This window comes from Neisseria sp. HMSC064E01 (assembly GCF_001808875.1).
GTDB classification, from domain to species: domain Bacteria; phylum Pseudomonadota; class Gammaproteobacteria; order Burkholderiales; family Neisseriaceae; genus Neisseria; species Neisseria sicca_A.
Map to the genome: position 1 here is coordinate 1 of NZ_KV794984.1, position 24,527 is coordinate 24,527.

Consider the following 24,527-nt stretch of genomic DNA (forward strand, 5'->3'; position numbering starts at 1 on the left):
CTAAGGCGTCGGTAATGGTTTCGGGCAGCCATCGGGCGTTGTAGCCGTAGCGGGTGGTGTAACCGGCGGGGTCGGTGATGCTGATGAGGTTGCCGCGTCCGTCGTAATCGTAGGCGGTAATCCTGCCTGCGGGATCGTTAACGGCAACCGGCAGATTGAGGGTTTCGTGGTAGTCGATTTGGGTGCTGCTGCCGTCCGGCGCGGTGATGGCGATGACGTTGCCTTCGGTATCGTAGAGATAGCGGGTTTCGCGTCCGAGGGGGTCGCGTTCTACGGTAATGCGGCCGTAGCTGTCGCGTTCGCTGTCGCTGCGCTGTCCGTCGGCGTCGATGCGGTAGATAAGTTCGCGGTTTTCGTCGAAACCGTACACTTCCGTCCGTCCCAATGCGTCGGTAACGACGGTATGGTCTTTGCGGTAGTCGAACGTCCATTCTTCACCGAGGTTGTTGCTGCTTCTGAGCACTTTGCCGTCGGTGTCGTAACGGTCGTATTCGTAGCGGGACACCAGTCCGTCGGGCTGACTGTGTTCGACCATGATGTGGTTGCGGTAGGCGAAACCGCGCAGTTTTTTGCCGTCGCGTCCGTAAACGGCGGTCAAATCGCCGTAGCCGTCGTAGTCGTAGCGCACCAGTTCCTTGCCGTTGAAGGTGACGGAAGTAAGGCGGTTGACGTAGAAACGCTCGTCTTCGGAAACGAAGACGTCCCGTTCCCCGGCAGGGTCGAAGTCAGGATCGTTGTCATTCAGACGGATGGAGGAGAATACGGGTTGGAAGTGTCGGCCGCTGCCGTCGTAAATGCTGTGCGGCAGCCCGTTGTCGTCGTAGCAGAGGCGGATATGGCGACCGTTGCGGTCGAGCTGGGCGACCAGTTGGTAAATGCCGCAGCCGGAATCAACTTCGGCAAACAGCAGCCGTGCGCCGCCGTCGGGGGAGGCAATTTGGTAGAGGTCGTCTGAAATCTGAGAAAAGAAGATTTGTTCGTAAGGATCGAAATAGGCATCATCCAATCCGTAGGGATCTTCTTCGGCGGAAGCAGGTTTTGGGGCAGCCTCTTCTTCATATAAATCGTCTTCATCTTCGTCGGCTGCGGAATAAGGCTCGTCCGCTTCGGCGCTGATATCCGGCAACGGAATTTCCCTGCCCTGTTCATCAATATAAAGGAATCCGTCGATAGTACGGACAAGACGCATGGAAAACGGCAGCGACCAACCTTGTCCCAGCCAGCCATTTCCTATTTGGTCGGAATAGTAGCTGCGCTGCCAAACAAGGGGAAGCGGGGAATCGAAGGCAAAGTCGGTCTCGGTATCATCAAATAGGACTTTGATACCAAGTACGGCATTTACAGGGTTACCGATAGCAGCAGCTACCTTACAAGGAATACAGTGACCATGACCCGAGGTAACTATCCCACCATCAAACCCCATACCCATGCCACCGCTAAAACCACTGACCATTTTACGGGAAGGGGGCTTGGGTCCTGGCTGACCGGGTATCATGGACGCAAGGGAAACCAGTTCGGATATGGCATCAGCTGCATCAGCTGCAGCAGAATCAGGCGCAACTATGGAAAGGGCAGTGGAAGCAACATCGGCAACCATTTCTATCACATCCACCGGCCCTGCGGCATTGGTCAGCGGCTCGGGTGGATTGGCAGAGCCTTGAGACACCATGGCTGGTGCGGCTGGTTTAGGAATGAGAACACCGAAAGTGTTACCGAAAGAGGCCATGCGCTTACTCCCTCCGTCGAGATTCTATTGCTTTTGAAATGAAAAACTTAAGATATTTATAGACTTAAGACGCTAAGTCAAAATAGTTCTGACTGTTTCGAAATAGCATTACGACAAAATTATAACAAATAACAAACTGTAAATACATTGTATCTTGAGACACAAAAATAACAATAAATGTTCCGTAAATATACTTAAGTCATAAAAATTTTTCTTACTTATTCTTTTAATAGATAAAAAAATATATTAATACATAAACCAAAATTATGGTAAAGTATATATAGAAGCCATACTGGATATGTTTGAGGCAAAGGCATAATCAATACCTTAAGTAACTTTATATTTTGCTAATTTTACATTACGTGATTGTTATTTATGCAGCAAATAGAAACCTACTTTTTCGGAAAGCTAAATCAATCTCGTGATTTTATTGTTTCTGAAAATCTCCAAGCTAACGATAAAAATTTTTGGGATGGATGGTTTGGTCGTTGCACCCACCAAGATAAGCTAATTCCATTTACCCGAAAGGCGCTTTTCGCATCTCGTATTTGGCTGTTTTGTATTAAACTTCCTGATAATATTACCTATATTGGTATAACCGCCCTTAGCTCAGATCAATCGGGTCGACAATATCCCTTTGTATTATTTCAAAAGCCTTACACCCCTTCCGAACAGTTAAAATCTATTAATTTTTTTTACAAAAATATAGATTTCTTTAACCAAACATTGACTAATGGCAAATGTGTTTTAAAAGATTGCTTAGATACAATTCACAAACCTACCAATCCACTATCTGAATCTTTCCTCTTTTTTTTATCCAAAACAGATAACATCGGTAGCTTTTGGATGGAATGCGAAAGTGGTAACCATATAGAAAGAGACGGAGAGCCAACGTGCTCTCTGTTTAATAAAATATTTGGATTATAAGTAGATGAGTACATTTCCCCTATGGGCTGAACCAATTTCTGCCGACACCCCTGAAGGGGTAAATATTGAATACGACAGCCGCTTTTTAGAGCTTCAAAGCGCTGCCGAAGGGAAACCGGAAAGACAATATGGCGATACCATCATCCCTGCTGAAGAGCCTGATTGGGCAACAGTAGAGAAGCTGTGCAATCAATTGCTGGCTGAATCGAAAGACCTTCATGTTTTAGCCTATTACACACAGGCTCTTACCGCAAAACACGGACTGGTTGGCTTTTGCGCCGGCTGCGAAGCCATCAAAACCAATGTGGATTTATATTGGAAATCCCTATATCCCAAACTCGAAGATGAGGACGGCGAACCCGACCCGTTTTATCGAATCAATGCATTAAGTGCATTCACGACACTTGATGGCATCGCCAAAGAAGTATTTTCAGCCAAATTATTAGTAAACGGACTGACCCAACAGCCTATTACCGTCAAAGAAGCAGTTTCTGTCTTGCAAGGCAATGATCCGCAAAGCTATCCGGGTGGTAAAGAGCGATTGATGCTCGACATCAGGGTAAGTGCCGATACCGGCAAACCGGAATTGATTGCCTTAATCCAAGCATTGGATTATCTGAAAGATATTCAAAACACTTTCTCAACACAGCTGCAAGACGAACATTCACTCAATTTTGAAGTGATTCAAAAGCCGCTCACCCTCATTCACAAAGCCATCAATTACAACGATGGAAGTACCCCGCAGCTGCAACAGGTGGAACAAACAGAACAACCCGCTGAAACGCCCGTTTCGACCGTTGCTCAAGAGCAATCTACCCTTCAAGAAGCGGATGCCTGGCGTCGTCTGAATATCAAAAATCGGGCTGATGTCGATTTGGCTTTGGAAAAAATCTGCATCTACTTTGAAACGCTGGAACCCAGCCACCCTGCCCCACTATTTATCCGTAGGGTACAGCGACAAATGAATATGAACTTCTACGACATCATGAAAGATATTAGTCCTGAAAGCATTGCCAACCTGGAAGTTTTGATTGGCAAGCCGGACGAAGAAACGGGAACTTCCAACGAATAAGGTAGTCTATCCGCAATATTAAAGTTCGTTTAAATAAACAACTTTTATCATTTAAAGGTCATTGAATATGTCACGAAACAAATCATCCGGACAAAAATTTATTGCCCGCAACCGGGCTCCTCGCGTACAGATTGAATACGATGTAGAACTTTACGGTTCTGAGAAAAAAATTGAGCTTCCATTCGTTATGGGCGTGATGGCGGATTTGGTAGGCAAACCTGTGGAGCCACTGCCCGAATTGGCCGAACGCAAATTTTTGGAAATTGACGTAGATAATTTCGATGAGCGTATGAAAGCCCTCAAACCCCGTGTAGCATTCAATGTAAAAAACACGCTTACTGGTGAAGGCAATCTGAATGTAGAGCTTGAATTGGAAAGCATGGATGATTTCTCTCCGGCAGCAATCGCCAAAAAAGTAGGTCCTTTAAATGAACTCCTACAAGCGCGCACAGAGCTTGCCAACCTGCTTTCATATATGGATGGTAAGAGTGGTGCTGAAGAATTAATCGGAAAAGTCTTGGGAGACAGCGAGCTGCTGAAAAGCCTCGCAGCTGCGCCTAAAGCGACTTCCAAAGACGAGCAGTAATTTCAGATGAAATCAATAAAGTGAGCGTGAATCATGACTGAAAAGCAATTAGATATCCAAGGGGATAGCGGCGCGAAAAGCGTATTCGCCGCGAATGAATTTGAACAGCTGCTGCAAAAAGAATTCAAACCCAAAACTGAAGAAGCTAAAAGCGCTGTAAATAATGCTGTGGCAACCCTTGCCCAACAGGCCTTGCAAAATGCCATTACTATTTCAGACGACACTTATCAAACTATCGAAGCAATTATTGCTGAACTCGACAGAAAACTCTCCGAACAGATTAATCTGATTCTGCATCATGAAGATTTCCAAAAGCTGGAAGGCGAATGGCGCGGTTTGCATCATTTGGTTACCAATACCGAAACTGATACTTTGTTGAAGATCAAAGTATTGCCCATTTCTAAAAAAGAAGTTGCCCGCAACTTAAAACGCTTCAAAGGCACCGCTTGGGACCAAAGCCCTCTATTCAAACGCATTTATGAAGAAGAATATGGTCAATTTGGTGGCGAACCTTTTGGCTGTTTGATTGGCGATTACTATTTTGACCACTCTGCACCCGATGTAGAAATGCTCAATAGTCTTGAAAAAATTGCTGCAGCCGCACACTGTCCGTTTATTGCCGGCGCATCGCCCAAATTAATGCAAATGGAGTCTTGGCAAGAATTGGCCAATCCTCGTGATCTAAGCAAAATCTTCCAAAATGCTGAATACGCCCCATGGCGCAGCCTACGTGATTCCGAAGATTCGCGTTATATCGGTTTGGCCCTGCCACGTTTCTTGTCCCGTCTGCCTTACGGTGCCACGACAAATCCTGTCGATGAGTTTGACTTCGAAGAAGAAACTGAAGGCGCGGATCACAACAAATACACATGGGCCAATGCGGCTTATGCAATGGCGGTAAATATTAACCGTTCATTCAAATATTATGGTTGGTGTACCTCAATCCGCGGCGTGGAATCCGGCGGTATCGTTGAAAACCTTCCCTGCCACACATTCCCGACGGATGACGGAGGCGTGGATATGAAATGTCCAACCGAAATCGCCATCAGCGACCGCCGCGAGGCCGAATTGGCAGCATTGGGATTCATGCCGTTGATTCACCGTAAAAATACCGACTTGGCCGCGTTTATTGGTGCTCAATCGCTGCATAAACCGTCTGAATATTATGATCCTGATGCTACCGCTAATGCCCGTTTGTCTGCGCGTCTGCCTTACCTGTTTGCGTGCTGTCGTTTCGCGCACTATCTGAAATGTATCGTACGCGACAAAGTCGGTTCGTTCCGCGAGCGTGAAGACATGGAACGCTGGTTAAACGAATGGATTATGAATTATGTAGATGGAGACCCGATTAACTCCACTCAAGAAACAAAAGCCCGTAAACCGTTGGCCGCTGCTGAAGTGGTTGTGGAAGAAGTTGAAGACAATCCCGGATATTACACTTCCAAATTCTTCCTGCGTCCGCACTACCAACTCGAAGGACTTACCGTTTCATTACGCTTAGTTTCCAAACTGCCTTCGGCTAAACAGGAATAGTCGGGTTTGGTTTATTTAGGTGGGCATACTCATGCCCTGTTGTTAAATCCCTTATTTTTTTAACCTTTTAACAAGGAGAGTAAAAACATGGCTATTGATATGTTCATGAAAGTTGAAGGTGTTAACGGCGAATCAAAAGATTCCAACCACAAAGACTGGACCAACATCGAAAGTTTTGACTGGGGTGCCGAGCAACCCGGTTCGATGACCAGCGGTGGTGGCGGTGGTGCCGGTAAAGTCAATTTCAATGACTTGACCGTAGTTGCCGCTATTGACAAAGCCGCTCCGACCATTCTGAAAAACTGTGCTACCGGCCAACACTTGAGCAAAGTAGAAATTTCCGTATGCAAAGCCGGTGGCGAACAGATCGAATATTCTCGCACTACTTTGGAAGATGTCTTGGTAACCGGCGTGAAATTCATCGGTGTACAAGACAACGATGCGCTGAAAATGCGTTACTCATTCCAAGCTGCGAAAGTGAAAAACCAATATTGGGAACAAACCGATAAAGGTTCTAAAGGCGCTGAAGTTCAAATGGCCTTCAACATCAAAGAAAACAAATCCGCATAACCACTATGCGCATTTAACTGCAGAAGCCTGGCTTAAAAGGCGTTTTAAGTCAGGCTTTATTACAATAAATTTGCTTTTCAGACGACCTCTTTCCTCCTGAAAAGTTAATCGGGTTTCGACTATTACACACTTTATACAAATAAATAAGGAGTTGCTGAGATGGATTTGAAAACTAAATTAACGGACATGATTGAGCTTGTACGTTCAAATCCTGACAATCAGGAACATCGTTTGGCATTGATTCAATATCTCTGTCTGAGTGCCAAATGGGAACAGGCTTTAAAGCAAATCGGACAATACCAAAAACTGTTTCCCGATACACAAAAGCCCCTGATGCTCTACCTTATTGAAAATATTTCTGCCGAAATGCGTCGTCAAGCAGTCTTGGAAACACAGCAAAAACCCAAAACTCTGGAACAGCACGCAAGCAAACTCGATATTCTTCAAAAACAACTCTCTTTAGTTGCTCATGTTGCAGAGAAAAAAAGCTCTGCCCTCACTGCCGACTACGAAGCCTTATCCGACTGTATCGACGGTACGTCGGCGCACATCACTTATCTTCTGGCAGATAAATCGGTTGCCGAAACCGACAGCAACTGGATTATGGACGGCGACGTACGTACTGCTTTTGTTTATGAATTCTTCTATCAAGGCCACTACTATTGGCAAACTTGGGACTCTATTGAAAGTATAGCTTTCAAAGCACCCAGCTCGTTGCTCGACATCATCTGGAGGTCGTCTGAAATCAAATTTACCGACGGCGAATGTATCCAATGTACCAGTCCTGCCCGCTATGCCGTTTTGCCGGACGCAGAAACCGAATGGTCGGACATGTTGATGAACTGTTCGCAAACAGACTGGATAGAAGTAGCCGAACAGCTCTTTACAGGCATGGGTCAAAAAACCCTGTATACCGACAGCCATGATTTTGGTCTTTTGGATATTAAAAATATTAAATTTGGACAACAACGCTAAACCCTATCTATCCTCAGACCAGCGCAACTAATCATGTCGCAATTCAGAAACCAACTGCTGCCTTCTTTGTTTGACAGACTGACAGATGAAGAGCCGCGCAAAAAAAAAGAAGCACGCCCAGATCAGGTCATCAATCTTGATCAATATCGGCAGGCTGTTCTGCGCGATATTCTTTACTTACTGAATACATGCAATATGCAAGCGGAAAGCATGGAGAAAGATCTGCCTGTCAATGTGCGCTCGTCCACACTAAATTACGGCATTCCGCCTCTGTCAGGAGTAAATTTCTCCGACATAGAATGGCAGGACGTAGAACAAAATATCAAACAGGCCATCATCGACTTCGAACCACGTCTCGAAAGCAAAACCCTGCAAGTTATCGTGAATACCGTAGACGATGATGACGATGCTTTACACAACAAACTCATTATTGAAATCAAAGGTTACCTGAAACTCAATCCTTATCCCAAAGAGTTCCTGCTGCGAACCAGTATGGATGTTGAGACAGGGTTGTTTGACTTATTAGATGGGGGAAATAGGTCTTGAATAACAAATTATTGTCTTACTACAATAAAGAACTGACCTTCCTGAAGGAAATGGGCAGGGAATTTGCACAGCAATATCCTAAAATCGCCTCCCGATTGGCACTGGATACAACCGACATCCCCGACCCTTATGTCGAAAGGCTATTGGAAGGTATCAGCTTTCTCACTGCACGCACTCAGCTCAAGCTGGATGCGGAATATCCCCGTTTCGTACAAAGAATCTTAGAAGTCGTTTACCCTGACTTCATCAATCAGAAACCGGCGGCAGCTATTGTCAATTTGGAACCTACCGGTCAATACAACGCCGACGTGATCAATCTGCTTGAACGTGGCAGAGTATTGCGCTCATTACCCATCGATGAATTCAAGGTAAGTTGCCCGTTTTCCGTAACCAAAACCACTGAAATCCTACCTTTACGCATAGAAAAAGCCAAATATACCGATTCGCTCGGCTATTTACCAAGTACGCTTCCCGCGCTCAAACCATCTTCCGGAAAAAAAGTGCAATCTGCTTTGCGTTTGGACTTCTCGCTCAGCGTACCGGGCGCATGTTCGGAAATGTTGCCTGATGAATTATCTGTGTTTTTAGGTACGGAACTTTCTAAGTCATCTGCACTGCTGTTTTTGCTGGCCTCTGAATGCGTAGGCGTCGTTTGCCATAGTTATGAAAATCCCAAACAATGGTATTACCCGTTGTCCTCCAAACCGGAACATCGGGGATTTCGGGAAGATGAAGCCTTATCGTTTAATTTGGACAAATCCGTCAGTGCATTCAGGATTATGCAGGAATACGCTCGTCTGCCGGAAAAATTCCTGTTTATCGCTCAAAAAGATATCAAACAGGCTGTCCATCAGGCTGAGAATGACGGACATTTACCCAAAGTACCCGAACATTTGGAAGAAATCGTAAACGATAAGGGCGTCAATAAAAAAATCATTACCTACCGCAAACGCTATTTCAGCCTTTCATTTTTATTCAGCAACAAAATACCTGAATTGACAGAATTGATCGGTGTAGAGGATTTTTCCGTCAATGCGGTGCCTGTGGTAAACCTTTTCAGAAAAAAAAGCTCCCGCTTCCCTGTAAATATCCAAGACCAGGAACACCACGTCATCATCGACCGTACGCAGCCTTTGAATTATGAAGTCTACGCCATCGAACAAGTAAAAGGCTTCAACACCAACAACCGCCAAACCGTTGCATTTTCGCCGATGTACAAAGCGCCGGATATGGGACTCTTCCCCGAAGCCCAAACTCAACATGCTTATTTTTCAGTACGGCGTGCAGACAGAGTCCCATCGGAAAATTCTGTCAAAAATGGCTTCCGTTCTTCCTACTTGGGCAGCGAAGTGTTTTTGTCTCTGGCCGACAATCGGGAATACGCTTTCAATTCCGGCATACAGCATCTTTCCGTAAATGCCTGGTGTACCAGCAGGGATTTACCGCTGATGATGCCGCGTGACGGAAAGTCCGATTTCCTGATTGAAGGTTTCCTGCCGGTTAACTCTATTAAGCTGATTTCTAAGTTAACACGTCCTCAAGCTGCTGTGAGTGAGGATCGGACACTTTGGTCGTTTTTAAACCAATTAAGTTTGAACTATCTGTCATTATTAAATATCGACCAAGAAGATGCGCCCGTGACCTTAAAAGAGCTTTTAATGGTGTTTGTTTCTTCTGAAAATGATTTGCTGAAAAAACAGATTGAGTCGATCACACGCATTGAGACTTCCATTGTAAACAAGGTGGTCCGTCATTACGGAGTTGCAGCGCCTGTTCGAGGCATCAAAATCACGGTTACGCTGGATGAAGCGCAATTGGGCGGTATCCATCCCTTCCTGTTCGGCTCGGTTTTGAACCATTACTTCCAACGTTTGGTGTCGATTAACTCATTCATACAGCTTCAAATTGACACGCTCCAACAAGGACATATGGCTACTTGGCCGACTGCTGTTGGAGAGAGGGTAATCGTATGAGTCCGGTTAACGCTCAAACAGATTTTGGCGACGCATTGGACGATACATGGGATGAAAAACTGACGGGCTTTTTAAATAAAGTCGCCTCCCAGCCCTATAAATACGATTATTTTTCACTCTTGCGCCAGCTTGAGTCCGTCAAATTTGTTACCGGCGGGAAATTATTGGGCAAAGCCGTCAGCCCGAAAATGGAAAAAATAAGGATTCGCCAAGAGCCATCGCTTATTTTTGCTCCTCGAAACATCCAATCGGTTGCCCTATCGCCGCGTTATGTGGAAATTTCCATCAACGGATTCGGTTTGTTCGGACCATCAGGTCCCCTGCCCTTGCATTTGACCGAATATGCCTATGAGCGCCAACACCAACACGGCGACCGAGCATGGACCGGTTTTGCCAATATGTTGCAACACCGTTTGGCAGTCTTGTTCTATCGGGCATGGGCCAACGCTCAAAGCATTACTTCTTTAGACAAAAATGCTGAAGACCGTTTTGGGAAATATATCGCCAGCTTTAACGGGCTTGATACACCAGCCATACATAATAAAGGCTTAATCCACGAATTCGCCAAACGTTATTTTGCCGGTCTGCTGATGAAACAGAGTCGGTCGGCAGCCAATCTTCAACAACTGCTTAACCGTTATTTCAAAGTCCCCGTTACCATTCAAACCAATGTCGGATATTGGGTTGAAGTTGCGGAAGAAAAAACGCAAATCGGCATCATGGGTAACTATACGCTGGGAGATGGCTTGCTGCTGGGAGACAAGCTTTACGATGTTCAAAGTAAATTCCGCATCATCATTGGCCCACTTACCCTACCCGCTTACCGATCATTCTTTAAAGACGGCATCAACACCGCCCGCTTACGAGAGTGGGTAAGACTGTTTGCCGCAGATGAATATGAATGGGATATACAGCCTGTTTTAATGCAAAAAGAAGTACCGCTTATGGACTTGGGCGGACGAACCCAACTCGGCTTAACAACTTGGCTGGGAAATGTTTCCCGTGATGCCGAAGACTTGATCGTCAGCAACCATTAAACAGCTTTTTCAGACGACCCCTTTGTTGGGAAAAGCTTCTTTCAAACTATTTTTAGACATACTTGGAATAACTCAATTAAGGACACATCATGTCAAACATCAGCCGCAGCGTATTATTTGGCAAGTTGAATACCACCTTGTATAAAACTCTGGAAAATGCCTACACCTTCTGCCGTCTTCGTGAAAACAGCTACGTTGAGCTGGTTCACTGGCTTCATTCACTGTTGCAAACCGAGAAGACCGATATCTTCTGCCTGATCAACAGTTTTAATTTAGACGAAGCTAGAGTCCGCAAAGATGTATTGACAGCTGTTGAAAAACTTCCTGCCGGCTCGACTGCCGTCATCGATTTTTCAGAACATATCCAAACCCTTGTTGAGCAAACTTGGACATATAGTTCGCTCAAATTCGGCACCGACAAAATCCGTACTGCTCACATTTTCTATACCATTCTGGAAAATAAAACTTTACAGAGCATTGTGGCCAATATTTCATCCGAGTTCCTCAAAATCAAACCTGAAACATTGGCAAACAATATCATCGCTATTACTGCGAACTCTGAAGAAAATCTCGATGTTACCCAAAACGCGTTATCTTCGGAGCCTAACGCTACCCACAAAGAAAGTGCCTTAGCCAAATACGGCAGCAACCTCACTGAAAAGGCGAAGAATGGCGAAATAGATCCTCTTACCGGTCGCGATGCCGAAATCAGACAAATGATCGACATCCTGATGCGCCGCCGTCAAAACAATCCGATTCTGACAGGTGAAGCCGGTGTTGGTAAGACAGCCGTCGTCGAAGCATTGGCATTGCGTTTGGCCGCCGGAGATGTTCCGCCTGGATTGAAAGATGTTCAATTAATCCTGCTGGATATCGGTTTACTTAAAGCAGGTGCCAGCGTCAGCGGAGAGTTTGAATCACGTCTCAGAGCAGTGATGGATGAAGTGGAGTCCAGCCCTACTCCCATTGTGCTCTTTATCGACGAAATCCATACCTTGATTGGTGCAGGCGGTGCAGCCGGCACGGGCGATGCAGCCAACCTGCTCAAACCTGCACTGGCCCGAGGCAAACTCCGTACCATCGGCGCGACAACATGGGCAGAGTACAAAAAATACTTTGAAAAAGACCCTGCCTTAACTCGTCGTTTCCAAGTAGTGCAAGTGGATGAGCCTGATGAAAACAAAGCCATCAACATGCTTAGGGCATTGAATGCTTCTTTGGAAAAACACCATAACGTGATTATTCTCAATGAAGCAATTCAGGCAGCCGTGAAACTTTCCCACCGCTACATCCCTGCACGCCAACTTCCCGACAAAGCTGTCGGCTTGATTGATACTGCCTGCGCGCGAGTTGCAGTCAGCCAGCATGCTGTGCCCGGCAGTATCGAGTTTCTGCGCAAGAAATCCGAAGCATTAAAGCTTGAACAAGCAAATTTGGAACGTGAGAAAAAACTCAGTTTCGATTCTGAAACACGGATAACCAATATCGGTAAAGAACTGACTGAAGTTGAAGGTCGTCTGAAAAAATTAGAAGACAGATGGAAATCTGAAACAGACTTGGTTACCGAACTATTAGATGTGCGCGAACAAATCATGCAAGCGGAAGAAGAAACGGCTGAGAAAGAAACCAAGCAGCTGTACACCCGCCAAAAAGAGTTGGTTAATAAACTGAAAAAACTGCAAGGCATCCAACCGCTGGTTATGCCATTAGTGGACAGCCGTACAGTTGCCGACGTTGTGGCTGACTGGACAGGTATTCCAGTTGGCAAAATGATGAAAGACGAAGTTGAGGCCGTCTTGCAACTTGCCGATACTCTAAACAAACGCATCATTGGTCAGCGTCACGGTTTGGATGCAATCGCCCGTCGTATCCAAACATCACGTGCGAATCTGGATAACCCCAACAAACCTATCGGTGTTTTCATGTTGGCAGGTCCTTCCGGCGTGGGCAAAACCGAAACAGCATTGGCTCTGGCTGATACATTGTACGGCGGTGAACAAAACGTAATTACCATCAATATGAGTGAATATCAGGAAGCTCATACCGTATCCACCCTGAAAGGCGCGCCTCCGGGCTATGTCGGTTATGGTGAAGGCGGCGTACTGACAGAAGCCGTACGACGCAAACCTTATAGCGTCATCTTGCTTGATGAAGTAGAGAAAGCACATCCGGATGTACACGAAATCTTCTTCCAGGTATTTGACAAAGGCTGGATGGAAGATGGAGAAGGCCGTTATATCGACTTCAAAAACACCATTATTATCCTGACCACCAATGTGGGTACAGATTTGATTATGGATATGTGTGACGACCCTGAAATGCTGCCTACTCCGGAAGGCTTAACCAAAGCTTTACGTGCTCCTATGTTGAAAACTTTCCCTGCCGCGCTATTAGGCCGTATGCAGGTGATTCCTTACTATCCGCTATCTGACGATATGCTCTCAAAAATTGTGGAATTGCAATTAGGCCGTATCGTAGATCGAATTAAAGATAACCACGGTATCGACCTGCACTATACGCCCGAAGTACTCAAACTGATTACTTCTCGCTGCACAGAAGTTGAGTCAGGTGGCCGTATGATTGATGCAATCTTGACCAATACGGTGCTACCGCAAATCAGTCGTGAACTGCTTACTTCTGCAACTCAAGGTAAACAAGTTTTAAGCGTAAATATTGATGCAAGTAATCATGACTTTACTTATCAATATAAATATAAACCCCGCAAGAAAAATACTTTATAATTTTAGAAAATATTAAAAAAATTTAGTCTTTCTAATTAATTATAACGAACCTATTTATTTCTCTAGTAGTCATATATTGTATGACTGATTGAAATATTTGTTGTCAGACGTAATCAATATTGATGGACTTGAAGGCAATTAAGATGCATAAACAACTAATAAAATATATATCATTCTTAATGATATCCTTAATGGTAAGCTCATGCGCTTCCGATCATAAACCGCCTAAAGAATCTGATGAGAGCGGAGAAAAAATTGATGTGCAAATCATAGTTTCTCCTGATGCAAATCCTAATATAGTTGGTCAACCTTCTCCTATCAGACTGGATTTATATCAATTGTCTTCTGACGGGGAGTTCAAAAAATCAAACTATTTTGAACTTACCAACAATGCCAAAGAAAATTTAGGTGAGAAGTTAATCCAGCAAAACCAATTCATGTTGCATCCTGATACGGTTACCATATTGCCGATTAAAATGGATTCCCACCTGAAATATCTAGGCGTAGTCGCAAGTTATCGAGATTTGGATAACAGTCAATGGCAATTGGTATTATTGAAGCAGAAGAAACGATGGTATCAATTTGGTAAACATTATTTCTATGTAAACGTTGGCAAAAATAAATTAACCCAATTATCAAAGTCAGAAATGAAGGATATGTTAAAGGAATATAAAGAGCGGCACCCTGACGATAAAAAAATTAAAGAAAATGGAAAAGCGCGCAAATACGGCAGCGACCTTAGCAAAGGCGTTTTCCGTGAAGAAAAATAATAACTAAAAGATTAAGGATGAAGGAATGGCAATAGAAGCAAAAGTAGTCTGGTCAGAGGGTATCTTTATTACCCCCCAGCATTTCCAGCAATTTGAACGTTATCTTGAATCCGGCCTACGCCAATTAGCCGTTTCTCAAGAGGGTCATTTTTGGGGATTCTCTTCACTGGTATTAAATTCAGACGGCCTCAAACGAGGGGTAATCGGGATTAATGAAGCAGAAGGTGTTTTCCCCGATGGTTCTGTATTTTTGTTCTCTCAAAAACAACTCGAAAATTTGAGTCTAAAAGTTCCTGCAAATATTAAAGACACCAAAATCTGCCTAGCTGTTACTCTGCCTTCTTCTGTAAATAATGAGATTTATTTTCCAAATCAGGACTCCTCAGACTCATGTCGCTACAAAGCCTTTAATAAAACTCTAGCAGACACTACAAATACTGAATTAGATGGTCGTCAAGTAACACTGGCAGATCTTAATCCAATGTTGGTTTTAGAAAACGACTTAACCAGCGGTCAAACTGCCCTGCCCATTGCTCTCATCCGTTCCAGCTCTGCGGACTTTGAAATCATTCTAGACGAATCATATATTCCGCCTTGCCTCGGAAGCCAAAAGCAACAACACCTAAAAGCCTATATTTCAGAGATTTATGGTTTATTGATGCAAAAAAGCAATAGCTTGGCTAATGCTGTGAACGATCCTAATACCGGTGGCTCTGTTGAAGTTATGGACTTCATGATGCTTCAAACCATTAATCGATATCTCGCATATTTACATCATGAAAATGAAGGCGCCCGACAAACGCACCCTGAACAATTATTCATTAATTTATCCAAACTATGTGCTGATTTAATGACCTTCCTGCCTTCTCGCAAAGTAGGCGATATCCCTGTCTATGAGCATAATGACCTAGCCTCATGCTTTAGCAAGTTATTTTTCAATCTGCGTAAATCATTATCCATCGTTCTTGAACAACGCGCGATTAGGATTCCGCTGGATATGCGTGATGAAGCCACTCGTGTTGCTCAAACGCCAGATCAAAGCCTACTGGATAAAGCTTCATTTGTTCTTGCTATCAAAGCTGATATGCCAAACGAAGCATTACGTCAAAAAATTCCAAGCGTCGTGAAAATAGGTACTGTGGAAAAAGTAAAAGAATTGGTTGCTTACCATCTCCCTGGAATCAGGGTGCACGCTTTATCTGTGGCGCCAAGAGAATTGCCATACCACAGCGGTTATGTCTATTTTGAATTGGACAAAAAGCACGAGTTGTGGGACATGTTTGATACTTCATCAGGCATGGCCTTCCATTTAGCCGGTAATTTTCCGAATTTAGATGTTGAATTTTGGGCAATTAAGTCTTTAAGTTAATTTGGTTTAATTTGGAATTTCATTATGGATAACCAGAATAATGCTGCACACAGCATCGTAAATATTTATAACCCTTTGATTGAGGCAGCCAAACCGGTTTTTATCTTAGTCAATGCGATGCAGCAAACTACCAGTCAATTGTCTACCGACAGTTTGATCAACAAATTTTCCATACTAATCAATAATTTTGAAGAAAATGCTGAAAAAAATGGAGCAAGGTACGACGCTATTCAGGCCGCAAAATACTGCCTATGTACATTCGTAGATGAATTGGCTGTTCGTGCGGGTTGGGCAGATGAAACTTGGTCCAAAAACAGCCTGTTAGTCTCTTTCTATGACGAAACATGGGGCGGAGAGCGTTTTTTTGAGATTATCCAAAATCTGAAGCAGGATCCGGATAAAAATATTGATTTATTAGAGTTCATGTACTTATGTTTGCAATTTGGCTACAAAGGCAAATATCAAGTATTAAACAGTGGTGAACTCGAAATCGACAAGATTAAGAGAGATTTGCTTGCCTTAATTCACAGCAAACGGCCGGATCAAACTGCTGAGCTTTTCAAACACAATCCAATTATTACCAATACCATCCAACGAAAACAGAGGCTTACCATTCCTTTATGGGTAGTAGGTGTTTTAGGAGCTGTTGTCTTGGGAATAGGCTACTTTGCTATGCAATGGTCTTTAGGTAATGATTTTGATGCCGCCAGTACAAAAGTCAACAATCTCAAACTTCCTCCTGTCACAGCCAAACAGCAAGAAACACAAGGCACCATTCGGTTACGGCCTTTATTGGAAAATGAAATTGCTAGAAAACTAGTCTCTGTGGAAGACTTCCAAGATAGAAGTACTGTTACTATTTTGGGTGATGGTCTTTTTGAGTCTGGTTCAGCGCAAATCCAAGACCAGTATTACCCTGTCTTGGCTAGAGTCAGCCAAGCTTTGGATAGCGTAGAAGGACAAATCGTAGTTACTGGATATACTGACGATAAACCTATTCAAAGCTTGAACTTCCCATCTAACTGGCATCTCTCGCAGGCTAGGGCAGATGCAGTAAAAGAAATTTTATTGAATTACATCAAAAATGGTGGAACACGTATTCGTTCTGAAGGACGTGGCTCGACCGATCCTGTTGCGCCAAATGATACTTTGGAAAATAGAGCCAAAAACCGAAGGGTTGAAATCACCCTATTCACAACTGGAACCGGCCCTAAACTGGGTAGCGCAGTGGAAGTAAAAACCAATACTTCAACTACTCAGCCAAGCAGTGATGTGAATACACATCAATAATCTGAAATTGGATTGATACGGAAAAACAAATATGAAAAAAATTCTTTATTTTCTAGGCTCCCGTTCTTTATGGGTAATGCTGGGTATCGCCGGTCTGATTATATTGGTATGGTTTATCGGCCCACTGATTTCCATAGGTGAAATTCGCCCCTTAGAAAGCAAGGCCATTCGTCTTGCTGTATGTGCCGCTATTGTCGGTATTTGGTTAGCTAAGGCTATATTTCGCCAATATCGTGAGTCACGCCGAAACGCTGCCTTACTGAAGGAAATCCGCGCAGCGCAAGAACCTATCTTGAAAAATGCAAGCGATGTTAGCTCAATGAGCCGTCAGTTTGCTGAAATGGATAAAGTACTGAAAAACGCTAAATTTTCCAGATCTAAAAATAGTTTATTGGCAAGATTGGAAGAGGGGCAATATCTTTATCAAATGCCGTGGTACGTTGTTTTAGGTGCTGCCGGTTCTGGTAAAACAACAGCATTAAAACGCTCTGGTCTCAACTTCCCTCTAGAAAGCACTTTAGGAACATCTGTAAGCGGCTTGGCAGGGACACGCGATTGCGATTGGTTTTTATCCGATGAAATCGTACTTCTCGATACTGCAGGCAGATTGTCTTTACATGATAACCACAGCAATAAGGACTCCAGCGACTGGGAAGAATTTGTATCCCTTCTGAAGCGTTACCGTCCCAAACAGCCTATCAACGGTGTAGTAGTTACCGTAGGAGTGGACGACCTTTTAGGCGGTAAAACCAATATTACCGAAATTTCTGCAGAACTTCGCAAAAGAATCCACGAAATGCATACCAAGTTAGGTATACATTTCCCTGTTTATCTTATGATAACCAAACTGGATTTGCTGCATGGTTTTGACAAATTCTTTGATCATCTGACGGAAGAACAAAGAAACCAATATTTGGGTATTTCTCTTTCTGATACCGAAGGAATGAAAACCCCAATTGCCACTGCTTCCAATGCTTTATCGGAAGTTGTTGATAAACTGCGCTCTTCTATGTTGGGCACCATCCATCAATTGGAATCTTCTGAAGATAAAGCAGCGGCTTTTGCTTTCCCTGAAGAATTTGAACGTCTTAATCAGGCGGTACTTTCTCTATTTAAAGAGTTATCTAAATCTTCAAAATTTGAGCAACCTATCTCGTGGAGAGGTGTTTATTTCTCAAGTGGCACCCAAACGGGACAACATTTCAATCCCATATTGGATGGCTTGCAAAACGATTTCCAATTATCGAAAAAATACTTGGATTCGGATCGAACCAAAACTCAAAACAACGAGCGAAGCTTTTTCCTGAACAGGCTGTTCTCTGATGTCATCCTTAGTGAAGCAAACTTGGCGGGAGAAAATAAATCTTGGTTTGTCAAAAAACAAATGCTCTATTGGTTAGGAATTGGAGCTATTGTCACCATAGTCGCCGCCTGCTTAGCCATGATGCTGAACAGTTATTCAAATAATCGCTCATATCTTGAGCAGGTTGGCAATAAAGCAACCAAACTGGGTCAAGAGGCGAAGAAATACACTGAAGCTCCCGACCTGCTTAAAGCAGTAACATTTGCAGAACATGTCAAAGATACGACCCGCAGCAGAGAGATTCCCGATCTGTCTTCTCCTCCCTTCAGCTATCATATGGGTCTTTATCAAGGCGGGCAAATGGAAGACGTTGGGGAATCTGCCTACCGAAGAATCCTGCAAGACAACGTGATGCCTTTAATCAGCTTCAAATTAGATGAACTTCTGCGTACAACCAGCGGCTCAGACGGCATCAATGGTTACAATGCTTTAAAAGCTTATCTGATGATGTATGACAAAGAACATTTTGATGCCGCTTTTATGCAAAACTGGCTAATGACTAATTTGTCTAAAGCAGAATCTTCAGGCATGAGCGAGCAACAGAAAAAATCTGTTGAGAAAGCTTTAAATCAGATTCTTTCTAAACAAAGTATTACTCCTAGCGTACCCTATGATGAAGCATTAGTTGAACGTCGCAGACAAGAAATTGCCCAAAGAGATATTGCTACCATGGTACTGGAAGATACCATCAATACAGTTGCTCTTTCAGGCAAAGAAGGAATCACACCTGTTTCTTTTTCAAGTATGGGCGGCGTGCAAAGCCACTTATTGTTTCGTCGCAAAACCGGCGGAGCTTTAAAAGAACCGATTAACTTCATTTATACCAAAGAGGCTTACATTACCAAAGTCTTACCTACTATGGTCAAGTCGGCAGAACAGTTTTTTAATGAAGACAACTGGGTATTGGGTAGTTATGCTTCTCAAAGCCAAAGCAAAGCTTCTGTTCTTTCAGATGCTCAAAAGCTTTATTTCGGCAATTACATCAAGGCATGGAATAACTATTTGTCTGATTTGTCATTGGTTACGCCCAAGTCATCTCGAGAAAGTATTCAGATTGCCAAGCTTCTATCAGAGAAAAATTCTCCTTTAGTCAATATTATCAAAGGTATCAGCGACAATACGACGCTTACCATTGATAAAAAGATAACGGATAAAGCAGACAGTAAAATTGCCGACTGGTTGAATAGGGCAGGACTGTCAAAACTCCTAGATGCTGAAGGAGAGGCTAATGTAAAAAATGAATTATCTGCTTTAAAACTGGCCACTCCCGTTGATGATGCTTTTGCAGATTTCCATAGCTTAACTGAAACCACGAACGATCAACCTCCGGCTATTAACAGCGTTACTGAAGCCATTAATGATCTGTACGTTTATCTGGTTGCTGTTAATGTTGCAGTTGAAAAAGGGGTTGATTTACCTCCTGATGATCCGTTTGTGAAATACAAAGCTGAAGTAAACCGGCTTCCTATGCCCTTCCGCCCAATGTTAGACAGCTTTTCTGAGATTATTTTGAAAAACACCGACAAGATTGTCGATGAAAAGATCATGTCCACCTTGGAAAAACAGTTGGCAACCGTAACAAACAGTTGCCAAGAAATACACCAACAGGGCTACCCTTTTGACAGAGGTTCTGAAAACAATGTTGCCTTGGAAAGCTTCACCAACATATTTGGTCCAAACGGCATGTACAGCAAGTTTACCAATTTATCAGGTGAGGCCGCCGTATTGGCGCGTTCAGAGAAACTGGAAACATTAACGGCCAAAAACAGTGCATTTAAAGACCGTTTTTCCAAACTGAATGACATTGCAGCAATCCGACAAGGATATTTTGACAAAGGGTCTGAAACGCCTACTTTTGACTTTACAGTCAAAGTCTTGATCCTTGATTCCAGTTTGGAAAGTGTGAATGTTTCTTATGCAGGAAAAAGCTATGTATACAGTCATGGTCCAGTCAATCCTGCAACCTTTACCTGGCCTTCAAAAGAAGAAAATGCCTTGGCAAAAATCGATGTTTCCTCTCCGCAAATCAATAGTGCGGGCATCAGCTCAACCGGACCATGGTCAATATTCCGCTTAATTGAAAAAGGAAAAATCATTCGTCAAACAGGAAACACTACCGTTGTCGAATACAACATCCAAGGCAAAAACGTTGTGCTTGAATTTACTACTTCCACAGCCTTCAACCCCTTTAATTTAAATAAATTAAGGAATTTTCAGTGCGTTTGAAGGTCGTAGTAAGGATGTAAGCAGGTCGTCTGAAATCACATATTCCAACAAGCTTCTGCCATAGTCCTGTGTGTGATTGAAAAATAGAAAATCTGACACTGAAGCGAAATTGGCTTTTAATGTAAACAAGGAATTTCCCGAAATGAATAGAACAGTCGTTGCTCATACACCTTTGGGATCACAACTATTATTCAAAAAAATGCTTGGAACCGAATTTGTTTCAAACCTTTTTGAGTTTAATATCACTTTAGTTTCCAAAGATTCAAATTTACAAGGCAAAGATATTATCGGTCAGCCTATAACGTTGGAAATTGATACAGAAGCAGGCAGTCCGCGCTATCTGAACGGTTTGGTTACCGACTTCGGCTATATCGGTGAAGATGAAGACGAAGAAGACTATCATGCCTACACCTGCACAGCCCGTCCGTTTATGTGGTATCTCACCCAAAATACGGACAGCAGGGTATTTGTCGACAAGTCCGTTCTGGATATTACCAATGAAGTCTTGTCCCCGTTCGGATTCCCCTTCCAAGTAAAATGCCAAAAAAGCTATCGTACAAGGGGCTTTTGTGTCCAATATCAGGAAAACAGTTTTGACTTCCTGAGCCGCCTGTTTGAACAGGAAGGCATTTACTATTATTTTACCCACAGCAACGGTTCGCACGAACTGGTTATCGCTGATGATGTCGGTACTCTAGAAGCCATCCCTTCTCCTAATATTCCTTACCATTCCAAAAATACTGCGCCCGGCGCACCAAACATCGCCTATATCGATGTTTGGGAGGAACGTGATGCCCTGAAATCCAGCCAGTTCGTGACTCAGGAATACAATTATAAAAACGCCAAAGTCCCGATGAAATCTTCTGATTCGATTCACGATTTCAGTTCTGTTCCTATGGAACATTATGATTTTTATACCGGCTTTAGCGATGTTTCCGAAGCGCAAAATTACAGTCAGGTACGCAGTGAAGATCTGAAAAGCCAAACCAAGATCATTACCGGTTCGGGTACTGCATTGACGGTGGCTCCGGGTTATACGTTTACCCTGAGTAAGCACCCGCACTCGTCATCCAATACCGAATACACCATTCTGAAAGCAGATTATGATTTTGAAGAAGCCGGCTATACTACCGGCGACCGTATCGGCAAATTCAGAATTTCATTCCGCGTATTACCCAAATCCTACCCATACCGCCCTCCCCTTAAAACGCCAAAACCCAAAGTTTTGGGCACACAAGCGGCGACGGTAACAGGCCCTGCCGGAGAAGAGGTTTATACCAACGAATATGGCGATATTAAAGTCCAGTTCCATTGGGACCGCTACGGCAAAATGGATGAAAACAGCTCCAACTGGGTTCGGGTAACGCAAGGTTCTGCCGGTGCGGGATATGGTTCTATCAACACCCCGCGTATCGGTGAAGAAGTGTTGGTCGACTTCATCAACGGAGATGCCGACCGACCGATTGTATTGGGTCGCCTGTATAACAGCGCAATGTCGCCACCATGGGGCTTTCCCGCTGCGGCCAAGCAGTCAGGTATCAAAAGTAAAAGTTTTAATTCGCCGCTTGCCAACTTCAATGAACTGATGTTCAACGATACTGCCGGTTCCGAGATGGTCAATTTCCAAGCGCAAAAAGACCTGACCTCGCTGGTTAAAAATAATGAAACCCGCAACGTCAACAACGACCGCACCACCACAATCGGCAACAACGAAACGGTTACGGTAGTGGGCGATCGGGCGAAAACCGTCCAAAAAAACGAAACGGCTTCAATTACCCAAAACCGCACAAAATCGGTGGGTCAAAACGAGACCTCCAGCATTACCCAAAACCAAAGCATTAGTGTGGGTGACAACCAAAGCACCAGCGTAGGTAAAGACCAAAGCGTCAACGTGGGTAAAAACCGCAGCCGTTCTGTTGGTTTGAACGAGAAAGTAGGCATAGGACAGAGCCAAGCGTTGACTGTCGGACAGGATCAGAACGTTGCTGTCGGCAAAAACCAAGCGCTGACCGTCGGTGCCAACCGCAACAAGACCGTTGTTGCCAACGAAGTCAGCAGTATCGGCGGCAACAAACAGGAAACCGTCAGCCTGAACGGTATGAACAATGTCGGCATCGGACAGATGACGAACATCGGTGCCGGTTATATGCTGAACGTCGGTGCAGGCTGGATGACCAATGTTGTCGGTGCAGAAATGCATAGCGTCGGCTTGGTGATGGGTCTCAACGCCGGTATGAACATCGGCCTCAACGCAGGTCGAAACATTACCCTGTCCGCAGGCAAGAAAATTACCATACAAGTCGGTAGTTCCATGATTTTGATTGATAAAAACAAAATCAGCATCGTCAGCAAAACGATCAAGATCGTCGGCACCAAAGTAGTGGACATCGACGGCAAAAAAGTCGATATCAACTAGAGAAGATACGCCATGTTTGAGTTGCAGAACTTTACCTGCTTTCATACGCAGCAGTTTAAAAATATCGACCAAACAGATCGGGCTTATGATGTAGTCGTCGCCAAAGTCAGCTACGAGTTTGAAATTGACCCGGAAACAGGAAAAACGGAGCTTGCGTTTGCCCGTAAGCAAACGCCGCTCACGTTTGCCGATACCTATTACGGCGATCCCTCGCAAACCTCGACTCAGTTTGAAAGCGACTTCAGCCTCTACAAGCCCAAAACCGACTTGGTCGTCAATGCCACCGCCTATGCGCCCGACGACGTTCCCTCTCGGCAATTTACCGTATCCGTAAGAATCGGCGATTACCAAAAAAGCCTGGCGCTTACCGGGGAACGTTACTGGGTGCGGGAGGCGGCAGGATGGTCTTTGAGCGAACCCGACCCCATCCTTTCCCTGCCTATCCGCTATGAGTTTGCCTTTGGTGGCAGTGCAGTCGAAGACGACCACACAGGCTATCAGCAGAACGCCATCGGTATCGGCTACTATCCGAAGGCCGAACTCAAAAAAAACGGGTTCAAGCGGACGCTGAAAGCGCATCAAATCTACGACCCTGCACACCCCGTGCGAGATCCGTCCGATAAGGCCGCGCCTGAAGGCTTCGGCTTTATGCCCCGTTATTTCGCACTGCGAGCCAAACATACCGGCACTGCCGATGCGCAATGGATAGCCAACCGTGCCCCGCTACTGCCTGAAGATTTTTCTATGGCTTATTGGAACGGCGCCCATCCCTCGCTGCAGCTTCCCCATCTGAAACCCAACCATATTTACGAACTGACTTTTACCGGCATGGTGCATTCCTTCCAAGCACCCAACCAACGATTTACCGTTGATTTGCCGGTAGAAACCGTGTTCGTCCACGCCCATACGGCAACCAACTCGTCATTGTGCAAAGATATGGTATTGGACACCATCCTCGTCGATGTAGAACAACGCCGCATTGATTGCAGCTACCGCACATCTTTTCCGGAGGAACTGGAAATTGCGGCATGCCAGCTCAGATTCATCGCCCGACACGAACGGGCAGATCAAATCGCGGCCGCCCAAGCCTGTCGGGATTCGCAGGATGAATTTATCCCAATCCCGCCATCTTTGGCAGCACACGCATAAACCACACATAGGTCGTCTGAAACCCTAAACCCTTACTCATCCCCCTTTCAGACGACCCCATCCCCAACAGGAGCAAGCCGCCATGGCATTCAATAAAATCGCCCGTAAAGACAGCGACTTCTATGTAATCTGTACCCTCCCCGATTTCTGCTGGGCGCCCCCTCCTGCTCCTCCTATCACACCGCCCATCCCCTTCCCGCTCTTCGCCGACTTGGGCAACGCCAAGACCGTCGCCAAAGACGTCCGCCTCAACCGCAA

17 protein-coding genes are annotated in these 24,527 nt (G+C 44.5%); 16 read left to right on the forward strand and 1 reads right to left on the reverse strand.

All coding sequences use genetic code 11. The features are described from left to right. The coding region (locus tag HMPREF2572_RS12805) for a DUF6531 domain-containing protein (RefSeq protein ID WP_148132358.1) at nucleotides 1–1,726 on the reverse strand (1,726 nt) is incomplete at its 3' end. Between the two features lie 375 nt (nucleotides 1,727–2,101). Between HMPREF2572_RS12805 and tagF the strand changes: the two genes are divergently transcribed. The 16 genes from tagF (at nucleotide 2,102) to HMPREF2572_RS12885 (ending at nucleotide 24,269) form a co-directional block, all read left to right on the forward strand. Then, complete coding sequence (gene tagF / locus HMPREF2572_RS12810; protein ID WP_070498969.1) at nucleotides 2,102–2,653, forward strand: type VI secretion system-associated protein TagF; 552 nt, start codon at nucleotides 2,102–2,104, stop codon at nucleotides 2,651–2,653. Between the two features lie 4 nt (nucleotides 2,654–2,657). Next, nucleotides 2,658–3,725 (forward strand): type VI secretion system protein TssA, encoded by a 1,068-nt coding sequence (tssA, locus tag HMPREF2572_RS12815; protein WP_070498970.1) that lies wholly within the window; start codon nucleotides 2,658–2,660, stop codon nucleotides 3,723–3,725. Nucleotides 3,726–3,792: 67 nt separating this feature from the next. Next, on the forward strand, nucleotides 3,793–4,311 hold the full coding sequence (gene tssB / locus HMPREF2572_RS12820; protein WP_070498971.1) for a type VI secretion system contractile sheath small subunit: 519 nt from the start codon (nucleotides 3,793–3,795) through the stop codon (nucleotides 4,309–4,311). A 33-nt stretch (nucleotides 4,312–4,344) separates the two neighbouring features. Then, nucleotides 4,345–5,844 carry a type VI secretion system contractile sheath large subunit gene (tssC, locus tag HMPREF2572_RS12825; RefSeq protein WP_003743368.1) on the forward strand — a complete coding sequence of 500 codons (1,500 nt, stop codon included), beginning with the start codon at nucleotides 4,345–4,347 and terminating at the stop codon, nucleotides 5,842–5,844. 87 nt (nucleotides 5,845–5,931) lie between these two features. Further along, nucleotides 5,932–6,414: an Hcp family type VI secretion system effector gene (locus tag HMPREF2572_RS12830; RefSeq protein WP_003761730.1), complete on the forward strand. Its 483-nt coding sequence runs from the start codon at nucleotides 5,932–5,934 to the stop codon at nucleotides 6,412–6,414. A 159-nt stretch (nucleotides 6,415–6,573) separates the two neighbouring features. Continuing rightward, complete coding sequence (locus HMPREF2572_RS12835) at nucleotides 6,574–7,389, forward strand: type VI secretion system accessory protein TagJ (protein ID WP_070498972.1); 816 nt, start codon at nucleotides 6,574–6,576, stop codon at nucleotides 7,387–7,389. A 33-nt stretch (nucleotides 7,390–7,422) separates the two neighbouring features. Then, nucleotides 7,423–7,935 (forward strand): type VI secretion system baseplate subunit TssE, encoded by a 513-nt coding sequence (gene tssE / locus HMPREF2572_RS12840; protein WP_019272941.1) that lies wholly within the window; start codon nucleotides 7,423–7,425, stop codon nucleotides 7,933–7,935. Beyond that, nucleotides 7,932–9,908, forward strand: a complete 1,977-nt coding sequence (locus tag HMPREF2572_RS12845; RefSeq protein WP_070498973.1) for a type VI secretion system baseplate subunit TssF — start codon at nucleotides 7,932–7,934, stop codon at nucleotides 9,906–9,908. The genes tssE and HMPREF2572_RS12845 overlap by 4 nt, the downstream gene beginning before the upstream one ends. Then, a complete protein-coding gene (tssG, locus tag HMPREF2572_RS12850; RefSeq protein ID WP_070498974.1) occupies nucleotides 9,905–10,945 on the forward strand; it encodes a type VI secretion system baseplate subunit TssG in 1,041 nt (346 codons plus the stop codon). The genes HMPREF2572_RS12845 and tssG overlap by 4 nt, the downstream gene beginning before the upstream one ends. Nucleotides 10,946–11,034: 89 nt before the next feature. Then, complete coding sequence (tssH, locus tag HMPREF2572_RS12855) at nucleotides 11,035–13,686, forward strand: type VI secretion system ATPase TssH (RefSeq protein WP_070498975.1); 2,652 nt, start codon at nucleotides 11,035–11,037, stop codon at nucleotides 13,684–13,686. Between the two features lie 143 nt (nucleotides 13,687–13,829). After that, the gene (tssJ, locus tag HMPREF2572_RS12860; protein ID WP_070498980.1) at nucleotides 13,830–14,456 is read left to right on the forward strand and encodes a type VI secretion system lipoprotein TssJ; all 627 of its coding nucleotides are present in this window, start codon (nucleotides 13,830–13,832) and stop codon (nucleotides 14,454–14,456) included. Nucleotides 14,457–14,481: 25 nt separating this feature from the next. Beyond that, nucleotides 14,482–15,825, forward strand: coding sequence for a type VI secretion system baseplate subunit TssK (tssK, locus tag HMPREF2572_RS12865; RefSeq protein WP_070498976.1), 1,344 nt, complete (start codon nucleotides 14,482–14,484; stop codon nucleotides 15,823–15,825). Between the two features lie 24 nt (nucleotides 15,826–15,849). Next, nucleotides 15,850–17,115: a type VI secretion system protein TssL, long form gene (gene tssL / locus HMPREF2572_RS12870; RefSeq protein WP_070498977.1), complete on the forward strand. Its 1,266-nt coding sequence runs from the start codon at nucleotides 15,850–15,852 to the stop codon at nucleotides 17,113–17,115. 31 nt (nucleotides 17,116–17,146) lie between these two features. After that, complete coding sequence (gene tssM, locus HMPREF2572_RS12875; protein WP_070498978.1) at nucleotides 17,147–20,704, forward strand: type VI secretion system membrane subunit TssM; 3,558 nt, start codon at nucleotides 17,147–17,149, stop codon at nucleotides 20,702–20,704. Between the two features lie 142 nt (nucleotides 20,705–20,846). Then, nucleotides 20,847–23,120, forward strand: coding sequence for a type VI secretion system Vgr family protein (gene tssI, locus HMPREF2572_RS12880; protein WP_070498979.1), 2,274 nt, complete (start codon nucleotides 20,847–20,849; stop codon nucleotides 23,118–23,120). Between the two features lie 12 nt (nucleotides 23,121–23,132). Beyond that, on the forward strand, nucleotides 23,133–24,269 hold the full coding sequence (locus tag HMPREF2572_RS12885; protein ID WP_070439780.1) for a DUF2169 family type VI secretion system accessory protein: 1,137 nt from the start codon (nucleotides 23,133–23,135) through the stop codon (nucleotides 24,267–24,269). The last annotated feature ends 258 nt before the right edge of the window (nucleotides 24,270–24,527 follow it).

Excerpts from the sequence above, each read along its gene's own strand:
- tssB (WP_070498971.1), top strand. The coding sequence starts at position 3,793 with ATGTCACGAAACAAATCATCCGGACAAAAATTTATTGCCCGCAACCGG.
- tssA (WP_070498970.1), top strand. The coding sequence starts at position 2,658 with ATGAGTACATTTCCCCTATGGGCTGAACCAATTTCTGCCGACACCCCT.
- tssK (WP_070498976.1), top strand. The coding sequence starts at position 14,482 with ATGGCAATAGAAGCAAAAGTAGTCTGGTCAGAGGGTATCTTTATTACC.
- tagF (WP_070498969.1), top strand. The coding sequence starts at position 2,102 with ATGCAGCAAATAGAAACCTACTTTTTCGGAAAGCTAAATCAATCTCGT.
- tssM (WP_070498978.1), top strand. The coding sequence starts at position 17,147 with ATGAAAAAAATTCTTTATTTTCTAGGCTCCCGTTCTTTATGGGTAATG.
- tssC (WP_003743368.1), top strand. The coding sequence starts at position 4,345 with ATGACTGAAAAGCAATTAGATATCCAAGGGGATAGCGGCGCGAAAAGC.
- HMPREF2572_RS12830 (WP_003761730.1), top strand. The coding sequence starts at position 5,932 with ATGGCTATTGATATGTTCATGAAAGTTGAAGGTGTTAACGGCGAATCA.
- tssE (WP_019272941.1), top strand. The coding sequence starts at position 7,423 with ATGTCGCAATTCAGAAACCAACTGCTGCCTTCTTTGTTTGACAGACTG.
- HMPREF2572_RS12885 (WP_070439780.1), top strand. The coding sequence starts at position 23,133 with ATGTTTGAGTTGCAGAACTTTACCTGCTTTCATACGCAGCAGTTTAAA.
- tssL (WP_070498977.1), top strand. The coding sequence starts at position 15,850 with ATGGATAACCAGAATAATGCTGCACACAGCATCGTAAATATTTATAAC.
- tssG (WP_070498974.1), top strand. The coding sequence starts at position 9,905 with ATGAGTCCGGTTAACGCTCAAACAGATTTTGGCGACGCATTGGACGAT.
- tssI (WP_070498979.1), top strand. The coding sequence starts at position 20,847 with ATGAATAGAACAGTCGTTGCTCATACACCTTTGGGATCACAACTATTA.
- tssJ (WP_070498980.1), top strand. The coding sequence starts at position 13,830 with ATGCATAAACAACTAATAAAATATATATCATTCTTAATGATATCCTTA.
- HMPREF2572_RS12835 (WP_070498972.1), top strand. The coding sequence starts at position 6,574 with ATGGATTTGAAAACTAAATTAACGGACATGATTGAGCTTGTACGTTCA.
- tssH (WP_070498975.1), top strand. The coding sequence starts at position 11,035 with ATGTCAAACATCAGCCGCAGCGTATTATTTGGCAAGTTGAATACCACC.